The 13495-nt window shown below is 71.6% G+C and carries 11 protein-coding genes; 7 read left to right on the forward strand and 4 right to left on the reverse strand.

The genetic code is table 11. From position 1 onward, the window contains the following. Positions 1 to 3: 3 nt before the first annotated feature. The 4 genes from DT019_RS26060 (at position 4) to DT019_RS26075 (ending at position 4581) form a co-directional block, all read left to right on the forward strand. Positions 4 to 1155, forward strand: coding sequence for a 5-(carboxyamino)imidazole ribonucleotide synthase (locus DT019_RS26060; protein ID WP_114039340.1), 1152 nt, complete (start codon positions 4 to 6; stop codon positions 1153 to 1155). Beyond that, the gene (gene purE / locus DT019_RS26065) at positions 1152 to 1691 is read left to right on the forward strand and encodes a 5-(carboxyamino)imidazole ribonucleotide mutase (protein WP_114039341.1); all 540 of its coding nucleotides are present in this window, start codon (positions 1152 to 1154) and stop codon (positions 1689 to 1691) included. Before DT019_RS26060 ends, purE begins: the two co-directional genes overlap by 4 nt. Next, complete coding sequence (locus tag DT019_RS26070; protein WP_114039342.1) at positions 1688 to 2881, forward strand: dipeptidase; 1194 nt, start codon at positions 1688 to 1690, stop codon at positions 2879 to 2881. Before purE ends, DT019_RS26070 begins: the two co-directional genes overlap by 4 nt. 566 nt (positions 2882 to 3447) lie before the next feature. Beyond that, positions 3448 to 4581: a dipeptidase gene (locus DT019_RS26075; RefSeq protein ID WP_114039343.1), complete on the forward strand. Its 1134-nt coding sequence runs from the start codon at positions 3448 to 3450 to the stop codon at positions 4579 to 4581. A gap of 18 nt (positions 4582 to 4599) precedes the next feature. On the opposite strand, the gene DT019_RS26080 is transcribed toward DT019_RS26075, so the two are convergent. Further along, entirely contained in the window at positions 4600 to 5925 is a 1326-nt protein-coding gene (locus DT019_RS26080; protein ID WP_114039344.1) for a UDP-glucose dehydrogenase family protein, read from the reverse strand. A gap of 188 nt (positions 5926 to 6113) precedes the next feature. Here DT019_RS26080 and DT019_RS26085 point away from each other — a divergent pair, with 188 nt between their 5' ends. Beyond that, positions 6114 to 7298, forward strand: a complete 1185-nt coding sequence (locus DT019_RS26085) for an acyl-CoA dehydrogenase family protein (RefSeq protein ID WP_317617800.1) — start codon at positions 6114 to 6116, stop codon at positions 7296 to 7298. A gap of 70 nt (positions 7299 to 7368) precedes the next feature. Here the strand turns inward: DT019_RS26085 and DT019_RS26090 are convergent, their stop codons facing one another. Together DT019_RS26090 and DT019_RS26095 are read right to left on the reverse strand one after the other, a co-directional pair. Beyond that, positions 7369 to 8628, reverse strand: coding sequence for an LPXTG cell wall anchor domain-containing protein (locus tag DT019_RS26090; RefSeq protein WP_114039346.1), 1260 nt, complete (start codon positions 8626 to 8628; stop codon positions 7369 to 7371). Positions 8629 to 8855: 227 nt separating this feature from the next. Next, positions 8856 to 10166 (reverse strand): LCP family protein, encoded by a 1311-nt coding sequence (locus DT019_RS26095; protein ID WP_114039368.1) that lies wholly within the window; start codon positions 10164 to 10166, stop codon positions 8856 to 8858. Between the two features lie 118 nt (positions 10167 to 10284). On the opposite strand from DT019_RS26095, the gene DT019_RS26100 reads away from it, so the two are divergent. Then, the gene (locus DT019_RS26100; protein WP_114039347.1) at positions 10285 to 10809 is read left to right on the forward strand and encodes an acyl-CoA thioesterase; all 525 of its coding nucleotides are present in this window, start codon (positions 10285 to 10287) and stop codon (positions 10807 to 10809) included. Positions 10810 to 10837: 28 nt separating this feature from the next. Here DT019_RS26100 and DT019_RS26105 read toward each other — a convergent pair whose 3' ends face one another. After that, entirely contained in the window at positions 10838 to 12247 is a 1410-nt protein-coding gene (locus DT019_RS26105) for an LCP family protein (RefSeq protein ID WP_114039348.1), read from the reverse strand. A gap of 201 nt (positions 12248 to 12448) precedes the next feature. Between DT019_RS26105 and DT019_RS26110 the strand changes: the two genes are divergently transcribed. Next, positions 12449 to 13465 carry a glycosyltransferase family 2 protein gene (locus DT019_RS26110; RefSeq protein WP_114039349.1) on the forward strand — a complete coding sequence of 339 codons (1017 nt, stop codon included), beginning with the start codon at positions 12449 to 12451 and terminating at the stop codon, positions 13463 to 13465. The last annotated feature ends 30 nt before the right edge of the window (positions 13466 to 13495 follow it).

Here is a 13495-nt window from a genome sequence, read left to right on the forward strand (position 1 = left end):
GGCGTGACGTTCCCGGTAGTCGGCATGGTCGGCGGCGGTCAGCTCGCCCGCATGACCCACGAGGCGGGCATCCCCCTCGGCATCAGATTCAAGCTCCTCAGTGACACCCCGCAGGACTCGGCGGCCCAGGTGGTGAGCGACGTCGTCATCGGCGACTATCGCGACCTGGACACGCTGCGTGACTTCGCGCGCGGCTGTGACGTGATCACCTTCGACCACGAGCACGTGCCCACCGAACACCTGCGGGCCCTGGAAGCGGACGGCGTCGTCGTCCGCCCGGGGCCCGACGCGTTGGTGCACGCCCACGACAAGGGGGTGATGCGCGCCCGGCTCCGCGAGATCGGCGCGCCCTGCCCCCGCCACCGCATCGTGTCGGACCCGTCCGACGTCTCGGCGTTCGCCGCCGAGGGCGACGGATTCCCCGTCATCCTCAAGACGGTCGTCGGCGGCTACGACGGCAAGGGCGTGTGGTTCGTACGCTCCGAGGCCGACGCGGCCGACGCCTTCAAGGCGGGCGTCGCGGTCCTGGCCGAGGAGAAGGTGGACTTCGTGCGCGAGCTGGCGGCCAACGTCGTGCGCTCGCCCAGCGACCAGGCCGTGGCCTACCCGGTCGTCGAGTCGATCCAGGTCGACGGGGTCTGCGACACGGTGATCGCCCCCGCGCCCGATCTCGACGACGAACTGGCGGGCCAGGCCCAGCAGCTCGCGCTGCGCATCGCCTCCGAACTCGGCGTCGTCGGCCACCTCGCGGTCGAGCTCTTCGAGACCCGCGACGCCGACGGTGTGCCGGGCATTCTCGTCAACGAGCTCGCGATGCGCCCGCACAACTCGGGCCACTGGACCCAGGACGGCGCGATCACCTCGCAGTTCGCCAACCACCTGCGTGCCGTCCTCGACCTCCCCCTGGGCGACCCGCGCCCGCGGTCGAAGTGGACCGTGATGGGCAACGTCCTTGGCGGCGACTACCCGGACATGTACTACGCGTACCTGCACTGCATGGCCCGTGACCCGCAGCTCAAGATCCACATGTATGGCAAGGACGTGAAGCCCGGCCGCAAGGTGGGCCACGTCAACACCTACGGCGACGACCTCGCGGACGTCCGCGAGCGGGCCCGCCACGCAGCCGACTACCTCAGAGGAACGATCACCGAATGAGCAGCGCTATCGCACCCGGTCCCGTCGTCGGCATCGTCATGGGCTCGGACTCCGACTGGCCGGTCATGGAGGCCGCAGCCAAGGCGCTGGACGAGTTCGAGATCCCGTACGAGGTCGGCGTCGTCTCCGCGCACCGGATGCCGCACGAGATGATCGCGTACGGCGAGGACGCGGCGGGCCGCGGCCTGAAGGCGATCATCGCCGGCGCGGGCGGCGCCGCCCACCTGCCCGGCATGCTGGCCTCGGTCACCCCGCTGCCCGTCATCGGCGTGCCGGTGCCGCTCAAGTACCTCGACGGCATGGACTCGCTGCTCTCCATCGTGCAGATGCCCGCGGGCGTGCCGGTGGCCACCGTCTCGGTCGGCGGCGCGCGCAACGCGGGCCTGCTGGCGGCCCGCATCCTGGCCGCGCACGACGGCGAACTCCTGGCCCGCATGCGGGAGTTCCAGCAGGACCTGAACCACCAGGCCACCGAGAAGGGCAAACGGCTGCGGGCGAAGGTCGAGGGTTCGGGCGCCTTCGGATTCGGGAAGTGAGCGCCGTGACCCGTCTCGACGAAGCCCGCGCGCTGCTCGCCCGTCACCCCGTGGTCGACGGCCACAACGACCTGCCCTGGGCGCTGCGCGAAAAGGTCCGCTACGACCTCGAACGCTGCGACATCGCCACCGATCTGACCGGCCGCACCCACACCGACATCCCCCGGCTGCGCGCGGGCGGGGTCGGCGCGCAGTTCTGGTCCGTGTACGTGCGGACGGACCTGGCGGGCGACGAGGCGGTCTCGGCGACGCTGGAGCAGATCGACTGCGTCGACCAGATGCTGGCGCGCTACCCCGGCGACCTGGCGCCCGCGCTCACCGCGGACGACATGGAGGCGGCGCGCGCGGCGGGCCGGATCGCCTCCCTGAAGGGCGCCGAGGGCGGCCACTCGATCAACAACTCCCTCGCCACGCTGCGGGCGCTGTACGCGCTCGGCGTGCGCTACATGACGCTGACCCACAACGACAACCTCGCGTGGGCGGACTCGGCGACGGACGAGCCGGGCGTGGGCGGGCTCTCGCCGTTCGGCCACGAGGTCGTCCGCGAGATGAACCGCCTGGGCATGCTGGTCGACCTCTCGCACGTGGCGGCGACGACGATGCGGGACGCGCTGGCCACGACGGCGGCCCCCGTGATCTTCTCGCACTCCTCCGCGCGGGCGATCTGCGACCACCCGCGCAACATCCCGGACGACGTGCTCGCCCAGCTGCCCGGCAACGGCGGGGTGGCGATGGCGACCTTCGTGCCGAAGTTCATCCTCCCGGCGGCCGTGGCGTGGACGCGGGCGGCCGACGAGAACCTGCGCGCGCACGGGCTCCACCACCTCGACACCTCGCCGGAGGCCATGAAGCTCCACGAGGCCTTTGAGGCGGCGAACCCGCGTCCCGTCGCGACGGCCGCGACGGTCGCGGACCACCTGGACCACATGCGCGAGGTGGCGGGCGTCGACCACATCGGCATCGGTGGCGACTTCGACGGCACCGCCTTCACGCCGTCCGGCCTGGACGACGTGGCGGGCTACCCGAACCTGGTGGCCGAGCTGTTGTCGCGCGGGTGGTCGTCGGGGGATCTGGCGAAGCTGACGTGGGGGAACGCGGTGCGGGTGCTGCGGGACGCGGAGGCTGTCTCCCGCGACCTCCGCCTGTCGCGGGGGCCCTCCAACGCGACCCTCCCCACCCTGGACACCTGACGCCCCCCGGCGGGGCGGGGCCGCTCGCCCTCGACCCCGCTCTCGCCCGCGGACCGTGCCCGCTCCTCGCGCAGTTCCCCGCGCCCCTTGGCCCCGTTTTCGTCCCCGGGCCGTGCTCGCTTCTCGCGCAGTTCCCCGCGCCCCTTGGCGGCATCGTGCTGGCCCACATGAGCAACCTCAGCCCGTCATGGGGGTCCCCCCTGGCCCTTGAGGCCTTGGGGGAGTTTGAGGACGAGCGCCCTCAAGGCGCGAACGGGGTCTGGGGCGGAGCCCCAGGGCGCCCGCGGACCGTGCGTGGTTGCTCGCGCAGTTCCCCGCGCCCCTGGCAGGGTCGGTGCTGGCCCGCATGGGCATCTTCAGCCCGTCATGGGGGTCCCCCTGGCCCTTGAGGCCTTGGGGGAGTTTGAGGACGAGCGCCGTTCGGGCGCGAACCGGGGTCTGGGGCGGAGCCCCAGGGGTGGGCCGGGGTGCGCGGAGTCGCCCGAACGCTTCGTTCGCCGCGACCCCGCCGCCCCGCCATGACACCGTGTCGGTACTGCCGTCACCGCCGATACCGGGAGCCCGTCATGGCAGATCTGCAGGACGACCCCCAGGACACCGCGGCGGTCGGCGAGCTCGACGCGCCGACCTCCGCCGGGCCGGACGCCATACCCGTACCCGCACCGGAAGACGGCGACGAGTGCCTCGTCCGGGCCCGTTCGCTGCTCGCCACGCACCCCGTGGCCGACGGGTACAACAGCCTGGCGAAGACGCTCGCGCAGGCCCCCTGGCACGATCTGGAGGTCGGCGAGAGTTCGCTCGACACGGACATCCCCCGGCTGCGGGCCGGCGGGGTCGGCGCGCAGTTCTGGGCGCTGACCGCCGACCCGGAGTGCCCCGACCCGGCCGGCGTCACCCTGGAACGGCTCGACCGGATCCGCTCGCTGATCGCCGCCTGCCCGGAGTGGCTGCGCCTCGCGCTGACCTCCGGGGACCTAGCGGACGCCCGCAACCACGGCCGCATCGCCTCGTTCCTCGGCCCGGTGGCCGCGCACGCGCTGGGCGACTCGCTCGGCACCCTGCGGTCCTACCACGTCCTCGGGGTGCGGGCCCTCGCGCTGACCCCGGGTACCCGGTGGACCGAGCCGGGGCTGACCCGCTTCGGCCTGGAAGTGGTGCGCGAGGCGAACCGGCTCGGAATCCTGCTCGACCTCTCGGGGGCGACCTCCGCCACCTGGCGCCGCACCCTCGACTCGGCCAAGGCCCCGGCGCTGCTCTCCCGCTCGGCGGCGGCCTCCCTCACCAGGCACCCGCTGAACGCCTCCGACGAGCTGCTCGACGCGATCGGCGCGAACGGCGGGGTGTGCCTGGTGAGCTTCGCCCCCGAACAGATCCAGCAGAGCGGTCCGGGCACGTCCGTGCGCGACGTGGCCGATCACATCGAGCGGGTGCGCGACGTGGCCGGGCCCTCGCACGTCGGCCTCTCGGGAACGTACGGGCTGATCACGGGTGCGCCGCGCACCCCCGGCCTCGAAGACGCCTCCTGCTATCCGACGCTGATCGCCGAGCTCCTCGACCGGGGCTGGACCGAATCCGAGATCGCGGCGCTGACCTGGGAGAACCTCACCCGGGTGGTGCGGGAGGCGGATTTCGCGGCCCGTGCCACGGCCCCGCGCCGGTCCCCGTCGAACGCCACCATCGAGGACCTCGACGGGCCCTGACCGGGCGGGGCGGAGGCGTCAGGCGCGCGGGCGGCCCATCGCGCGGTAGGTCCAGCCCGCCTCGCGCCACTTGACCGGGTCCAGCGCGTTGCGCCCGTCCAGGATGACCCGGGTGGCCGCGGCCTTCGCGAGCTCGGCGGGGTCGAGGTCGCGGAACTCGCGCCACTCGGTCAGGTGCAGCACCACATCGGCGCCGCGCACCGCTTCGTGGGCGGAGGGGGCGTAGCCGAGCGTGGGGAAGACACGGCGGGCGTTGTCCATGCCCTTCGGGTCGTACACCGTGACCTGGCCGCCCTGGAGGTGGATCTGCCCGGCGACGTTGAGCGCGGGGGAGTCGCGCACGTCGTCGGAGTCGGGCTTGAAGGTGGCGCCGAGCACCGCGACCCGCTTGCCGAGGAAGGTCTCGCCGCCCACCGCCTCGCGGGCCAGCTCCACCATGTGGCCGCGGCGGCGCATGTTGACCGAGTCGACCTCCCGCAGGAAGGTGAGCGCCTGGTCGGCGCCGAGCTCGCCGGCCCGCGCCATGAACGCCCGGATGTCCTTGGGCAGGCAGCCGCCGCCGAAGCCGATGCCGGCCCGCAGGAACTTCTTCCCGATGCGCTCGTCGTGGCCGATGGCCTCGGCCAGCTTCACCACGTCACCGTCGGCGGCCTCGCACACCTCGGCCATGGCGTTGATGAAGGAGATCTTGGTGGCGAGGAAGGAGTTGGCCGCGGTCTTCACCAGCTCGGCGGTCGGGAAGTCGGTCACGACGAACGGCGACCCCTCCGCGACCGGCCCCGCGTACACCTCGCGGAGCAGCTTCTCGGCGCGCTCGCTCTCGACGCCGACCACGATCCGGTCCGGGTGCAGGGTGTCGTCGACGGCGAAGCCCTCCCGCAGGAACTCCGGGTTCCACGCCAGCTCCACGCCCTCCGGCAGCGCCGCCGCGAGCCGGGCCGCCGAGCCGACCGGCACCGTGGACTTGCCCACGACCAGCGCGCCGTCCGCCAGGTGCGGGGCGAGCGAGCCGAAGGCCGCGTCGACGAAGCTCATGTCACAGGCGTACTCGCCGTGCTTCTGCGGGGTGTTCACGCACACGAAGTGCACGTCGCCGAAGGCCCCGACCTCCTCCCAGGAGGTGGTGAAGCGCAGCCGCCCGCTGGAGCCCTCGATGCCCGCGACGTGCTTTTGCAGCAGCTCTTCGAGGCCGGGCTCGTACATGGGGACACGCCCCCGCCCCAGCATCTCGATCTTCTCCGGGACCACGTCGAGACCCAGCACCTCGAACCCCAGCTCCGCCATGGCCGCGGCATGGGTGGCGCCGAGGTATCCGGTGCCGATCACAGTGATCTTGAGGGCCATGCGGTGCTCCTGAAGTGCGGGCTCGGGGAGACGGGCGTACGGACGGCAAACGCGGGGACCGAGCATAGTCGGGCCCCGGCAGGCCCCTTTTGCGGGCTGTCGCCAAGCTCACGTATGCCTGGGACGGCCCTGCCCCCTAAAATTAGGTTACTTAACGGTAGTTAGCGTCCCTTGGGGAGTGAGAGACCTTGGCCGGAACGGCTGGAAACGCAGGACACACGGGCAACTCGGAGTTCGACCTGTACCGCCCGTCCGAGGAGCACGACATGCTCCGCGACGCCATCCGCTCGCTCTCCGAGGCCAAGATCGGCCCGTACGCGGCCGAGGTCGACGAGCAGGCCCGCTTCCCCCGTGAGGCGCTGGAGGCGCTGGTCGCCAACGACCTGCACGCCGTGCACGTGCCGGAGGAGTACGGCGGCGCGGGCGCCGACGCGCTGGCCACCGTCATCGTGATCGAGGAGGTCGCACGGGTCTGCGCCTCCTCCTCCCTGATCCCGGCCGTGAACAAGCTCGGCTCGCTCCCGGTGATCCTCTCCGGCTCCGAGGAGCTGAAGAAGAAGTACCTGGGCCCGCTGGCCAAGGGCGAGGGCATGTTCTCGTACTGCCTCTCCGAGCCGGACGCGGGCTCGGACGCCGCCGGCATGAAGACCAAGGCCGTCCGCGACGGGGACTTCTGGGTCCTCAACGGCGTGAAGCGCTGGATCACCAACGCGGGCGAGAGCGAGTACTACACGGTCATGGCGGTGACCGACCCGGAGAAGCGCTCGAAGGGCATCAGCGCCTTCGTCGTCGAGAAGTCGGACGAGGGCGTCTCCTTCGGCGCTCCGGAGAAGAAGCTCGGCATCAAAGGCTCGCCGACCCGCGAGGTCTACCTCGACAACGTCCGCATCCCCCTCGACCGCATGATCGGCGAGGAGGGCACGGGCTTCGCGACCGCCATGAAGACCCTGGACCACACCCGCATCACCATCGCGGCCCAGGCCCTCGGCATCGCGCAGGGCGCCCTCGACTACGCCAAGGGCTACGTCCAGGAGCGCAAGCAGTTCGGCAAGGCGATCGCCGACTTCCAGGGCATCCAGTTCATGCTGGCCGACATGGCCATGAAGCTGGAGGCCGCCCGCCAGCTCACCTACTCGGCCGCCGCCAAGTCCGAGCGCCTCGACTCGGACCTGACGTTCTTCGGCGCCGCCGCCAAGTGCTTCGCCTCCGACGTCGCCATGGAGATCACCACGGACGCCGTCCAGCTCCTCGGCGGTTACGGCTACACCCGCGACTACCCGGTCGAGCGCATGATGCGCGACGCGAAGATCACCCAGATCTACGAGGGTACGAACCAGGTCCAGCGGATCGTGATGTCCCGCAACCTGCCGTAACCGTAAGGGAGTTGACGCAGGGCCCGCATCCTCGCCCGAGGGTGCGGGCCCTGCGCCGTGCCGCGGGCGTTCAGTCCCGCACGGACCTGCGGCGGCGTACGAGCACGATCGCCCCGGCGCCCAGGGCCACCGCCGCGCCGCCCGCGAGGGCGAGCTGGGGCACGGCCGACGAGCCGGTCTCGGCCAGGGCGCCGTCCGCCGGGGCGGTGGTGGCGGACAGCGGAACCGCCGCCGCGCCGCCCTGGGCGCGGGGCGCCGTGGTCGGCTGCGACTCGCCCGTCCTGCTGGGCTTCCCGCCGACGGCCAGGACGTCGAACTCGTACCGGGCCTGGCTCGGGGTCCCGCCGCAGGTGCCGTCCGCGTTGCGGTAGTCGGCGGCCACGAACAGGTCGGCCCGGCCCACCGGGGTCGCGCCGTCGACCCTCATGCGCAGCTTCAGATCGGCGCTCTTGCCCGCCGCGAGGTGGGTGACCGGACCCGCCTGGTTGAGCGGCAGTTCCTTCCAGCCGTCCGAGCCCGCCTCGGACCACTGGAGATGCACCAGCTTGTCGATGTCCTTGCCGCCGCCCTTGCCGTCCACATAGGCGAAGACGAACGGCCAGAGCCGGTCCAGGGTCTTGCCGGTCCCGTTGGTCAGCCGGATCGAGAAGTCGGCGCTGGTGCCCGCGGCGATCTGCGACGGGAAGCCGCTCAGAGCCGTCGTGAGGGAGGCGTCCTGCGTGCACTCGGTGCTCGGGCCCGGGTCCGCCTTGGCGTCGGCCAGTGCCTGGTCGGCGGCCTTCTTGTCGGCGAGGGCCTTGATGGTGGCGCTCTTGGCCCGGTCGAGCGCGTCCTTCGCCGCGTCCTGGACCTTGTCCGCCGCCGCCTTGGCCGTGGCGAGCCTGCCGGCCGCCTCGGTCTTCGCCGTCCCGGCGCCCTTCACGGCCTCCTCGGCCTTGGCGACGCGCTGCGCCGCGAGGTCCTGGTCGACCGGGCTCGCGGTGGTGGGCAGGGCGCTCAGCCAGGTCTTCGCGTCGGCGAGCTCCTGGTCGGCGGCGGCCTTGGCGCGGGTGGCCTCGTCGGCGTCCTTCTGGGCCTTGCCCAGGGCCACGAGGGCCGGGGAGGTGTCCAGGGAGGCGAGGGCCTTGCGCGCGTCGCTCTCGTCCGCGGACGCCTTTTCGTACGCCTTCTGCGCGTCGGCCGCGGCCTTTTCGAGCTCGGCGATCGTGGGCTTCTTCGCGGTGAGCGCCGGCGGTTTTCCGTCGGCGAATGCCGGGGTCGCGGAAAGCAGCAGTGCGGGGGTCGTGACGGCGGCGGCGACGGCCGTCGCGAGAGTACGGCTTATCTTCACGTGAGCCCTTTGTTGAGTCTGCCGAGTCCAAAAGAATGGAAAAGAAACAGGCCGTGATCGTAGGGCGCCGGATGCCGCGGGGGAAGCGGAAAAAAGCCCGCCGCCAGGCGTCTCGCGGACGCCCGGCGGCGGGCAAATCACGGCAACCCGGGGCAGTTGCCCACGGTTGCCGTGGTTTCTCTGTGACTCATGTCATGCGCGACGGGTCAACGCCCGTGCCCCGGCGGCTACTTGACCGTGACCTTGTCGTCGTTCTTCAGCTCGTTCACCAGCTGCGTGACCTTCGGCTTGTCCCACAGCAGCGACGTCTGCGGGCCGTCACCGGCGACCGGCATGTTCATCGAGATGCCGTCGCCGCTCGTGATGCCCTTCATCGCCCAGAACATGGAGCCCAGGTCGAACAGGCCCATGTCCTTGTCCACGATGAGGGTGTCCAGGCCCGCGCCCATCACCGGGTACAGCTTGAACGGGTTGAGGACGGTCGTCGGCGTGGCCGTCTGGCTGGCGAGCGCGGACAGGAACCTCTGCTGGTTCTTGGTGCGCTCCAGGTCACCGGCGGCATAGCCGTGCCGGTTGCGGACGAACGCGAGCGCCTGCTGGCCGTTGAGGGTCTGCTTGCCCTTCTTGAAGTCCGCGCCGGAATCCTTGTCCTTGATGTCCTGCGGAATATCGAGTTCCACGCCGCCGACCGCGTCCACGATGTTCGCGAATCCCGCGAAGCCGATCTCCGCGTAATGGTCGATGTGCAGTCCGGTATTCGCCTCGACGGTACGGACCAGCAGTTCGGGGCCGTCGATCGAGAACGCGGCGTTCAGCTTGTCCTTGCCCTTGGACGGGAACGTCTTTCCGCTCTGGGAGCCCTTGAAGCTGGGGATCGTCACCCAGGAGTCGCGCGGCAGCGACACCATCGTGTTCCCGTTGTCGCCGACGTGCAGCAGGATCATCGAGTCGGTCCGCTTGCCCTCGGCCGAGCCGGTGTGCAGCTTCTTCTTCTCCGCGTCGGACAGGCCGTCGCGGGAGTCCGAGCCGACGATCAGGTAGTTGGTGCCCTTGCCCTCGCCGGGCCGGTCGATGACCTTGGAGAGGTCGACCTCGCGGCGCACCTTGCCGTCCGCCCAGAAGTACGTGGCCACCGAGGCGACCACGAGCACGACGACCAGGCTCAGCACCCCGATGGTGATGCGCTTGCGCCAGTTCGGCGCCGCCCCGGGCCGCGGACCGCCCGGGCCGCCGGGACCCGCGGGACCCCGCCCGGCCGGGCTGCCGTAGACGTGGCCCTCGCTGTAGCCGCTGTCGTACGCGCCGGACTGTCCGGGCACCCCGGGGGCGCCCTGGGCGTACTGCTGCTGTCCGTAGCCGCCGTCGTACCCGGGCTGCTGCCGCGGTACCGGACGCTGCGAGGGGGGTACGGGTGCGGACCGCTGGACGTGCCGCATCCGGCGGGCACCCTCCGGCTGGGCGGCGGAGCTGCCGCGGCCGTAGGCGTCGTCACCGTTTCCGCGGGCGCTGCCACCCCGGTCGTCGGGCCATTGGTTCATGCCGTCCAGCATGCACGGCCCTCCCGTGCGCCTGACAGGGCAGGGTGGAATTCGGGGCAGGGCTGTTGCAAGGCTGATGCAATGAGCCCCGGCGCGCGGGCCGCATAAAGTGGAACGCATGACTGATCTTCCGGGCAAGCCGACCTCGGCCTCCCGAACCACCCTGAGCCACATCATGACCACCCATGACACCAACCTCCTGGGCACGGTGCACGGCGGAGTGATCATGAAGCTGGTGGACGACGCCGCGGGCGCGGTGGCCGGGCGCCACTCGGGCGGCCCGGCCGTCACCGCCTCCATGGACGAGATGGCGTTCCTGATGCCGGTCAGGGTCGGCGACCTGGTGCATGTGAAGGCGCAGGTCAACTGGACGGGACGGTCCTCGATGGAGGTCGGCGTGCGGGTGCTCGCCGAGCGCTGGAACGAGTCGACCCCGGCCCAGCAGGTGGGCTCGGCCTACCTGGTCTTCGCGGCAGTCGACGCCGACGGCAAGCCCCGCCGGGTGCCGCCGGTGCTCCCGGAGACCGAGCGCGACGAGCGCCGCTACCAGGAGGCCCAGATCCGCCGCACCCACCGGCTCGCCCGGCGCCGCGCGATCATGGACCTGCGCGAGAAGCGGGCCGCGGAGGGCCTGGACGACTGAGCGGTCCGCGGGTGGTGCCGCTGGGGCGTCAGGGGCAGACCACCTGGTCGCCGGTGACCGTGCCGAAGTCGCCCTGCGGCTGCTCCTCGGCCCGGACCGGGACCACGTCCTTGAAGTCGGCGCCCGCCGTCACCTTCATCGTGGCGCCGAGCCCCTTGACCGGGCGCAGCTCGCTGCCCGGCAGGGCGATGGCGAGCGACCTCGCCGAGCGGTCCCAGCGCGGGTCGTACTCGATCAGCGTGCGGCGCATGTCGAGGTTGGCGCTCGGCTGGGGGGAGCCGCTGGTCCGGAAGCCCGTGGCGTGCAGCGCGTCGTCCACGCGGCGGCCGAGCCCGTCGGTGCGGGTCCCGTTGTAGACCTGCACCCTGATCTGCTCGGGGGCGACCTCGACGATCGCGCCGGGGCCCCTGCGCGGGGGCTTGGCGTCCTTGACGGCCGGCTGCGGCGCGGGCTTCGGCGGGGCGTGCGGGGCCAGCGGCTTGTCCTCGCGCAGCAGCTGGAACAGCTTCTTCGCCTTGGCGTCGTCCCACTTCACGGTCGAGCCGATGCCCTTGACGGGGAAGCTCAGCTGCCCCAGCGGCACCGTCGTGAAGTCCGACGACGAGGGCGAGAACCCCTTCATCGCGGAGCTGAAGCTCAGCATCTCCTCGACCCCGAAGCCCTCGTCGGCGCGGACCGAGGACAGCAGCGACGAGGCGACCTCGCGGAACTTCACCGGGTTCAGGAGCACCCCGTTGCTCGTCGCCTTCGCGACCAGGGCGGCCAGGAAGCGCTGCTGGCGCTGCATCCGGCCGAGGTCGGCGGAGCCGTCGGTGTGCCGGGAGCGCACGTACTGGAGCGCCTCGCCGCCGTTCAGCTGGTGGGTGCCCGCGGCGAGGTCGATGCCGGTGTAGGAGTCCTTCATGGGGCGCGCCGTGCAGATCTGCACGCCGCCGACCACGTCGACGGTCTTCATGAAGCTGGTGAAGTCGACCTCCAGATAGTGGTCGATCTTCAGGCCGGTCATGTTCTCGATGGTGCTCACGGTGAGCGCGGGGCCGCCCTCCGCGTACGCCGCGTTCAGCTTCACCGGGTGACCCGGATGGTGCCGGCCGGTGTCCTCGTCGGTGCGCTCGGGGACCTCGGCGTAGGAGTCGCGCGGCAGGCTCACCACGCTCACCCGGTCCCGCTCCGCCGAGACGTGCACCATCATGATCGTGTCCGTGCAGTGGCAGGGCGCCCCGCCGAGCCGGTACTTCTGCTTCTCCTCCGGCGTGATCTTGTCCCGCCCGTCGGTGCCGACCAGCAGGATGTTGGTGCCCCGGCTGCCCTGCGGCCGGTTCTTCATGTCCCGGAACGGGTCCACCCGGCCGATCCCGCCGTCCAGGCTGGTCATCACCGCGTGCCCGACCCCGCCCGCGCCGAGCACCAGCACGGACAGCGTGGTCGCGAGCCGCATGCCCCAGCGGGGGCGCTCGTCCTGCTGTCTCGCGCGCGGGTGACCGGGTCGTACGGGGCGCGGACGGGGCGGCGTGGGCACGGGGACCTCCGCGGGTGACAGGGGGATCTCGAGCACCGTAGGCCCATACGATCAGCTACCCCGGGCGCCGCCCCGGCCGCCGCGCGACCGTGTCCCCCATTCGCGGTAACGTGACCACCGATGAACGCCACGCCTGCTGTTTCCGTGATCATGCCGGTCCTCAATGAGGAGCGGCATCTGCGCAACTCGGTCCGTCACATCCTGGAGCAGGAGTACGCGGGCGAGATGGAGGTGGTGATCGCGCTCGGCCCGTCCACGGACCGTACCGACGAGATCGCCGCCGAGCTGGTGGCCGAGGACCCGCGGGTCCACACGGTCCCCAATCCCACCGGACGCACGCCCGCGGCCCTGAACGCCGCCATCAAGGCCTCCCGCCACCCGGTCGTGGTACGCGTCGACGGCCACGGCATGCTGTCGCCGAACTACATCGCCACCGCCGTACGCCTCCTGGAGGAGACCGGCGCGCAGAACGTCGGCGGCATCATGCACGCCGAGGGCGAGAACGCCTGGGAGGACGCGGTCGCGGCCGCGATGACCTCGAAGATCGGCGTCGGCAACGCGGCCTTCCACACGGGCGGCGCGGCCGGGCCCGCCGAGACTGTGTACCTGGGTGTCTTCCGCCGCGAGGCGCTGGAACAGCAGGGCGGCTACAACGAGGAGTTCATCCGCGCCCAGGACTGGGAGCTGAACTTTCGGATCAGGGAGGCCGGCGGTCTCATCTGGTTCTCGCCCGAGCTCAAGGTCCAGTACCGGCCCCGGCCTTCGGTGAAGGCGCTGGCCAAGCAGTACAAGGACTACGGGCGTTGGCGCCATGTGGTGGCGCGCTACCACGAGGGCTCCATCAACCTGCGCTACCTGGCCCCGCCGACCGCCGTCTGCGCGATCGCCGCGGGCGTCGTGGTGGGCGCGCTGGTGACGCCGTGGGGCTTCGTGGTCCCGGCCGGCTACCTCGCCGCGATCACCGCGGGCTCGCTGCCCGCGGGCCGGGGCCTGTCGCTCAAGGCCCGCGCCCAGATCCCGGTGGCGCTCGCCACCATGCACATGTCCTGGGGCTACGGCTTCCTGACCAGCCCGAAGGCGCTGGCGAAGCGGGTCATCGCCAGCCGCCGCCCGGCGGTGCGGACGACATCGGTCTGAGCCGGTCCGAGCGCAACACGACAGGGGCGC

Source organism: Streptomyces sp. SDr-06 (assembly GCF_003324565.1).
Taxonomy (GTDB): Bacteria; Actinomycetota; Actinomycetes; order Streptomycetales; family Streptomycetaceae; genus Streptomyces.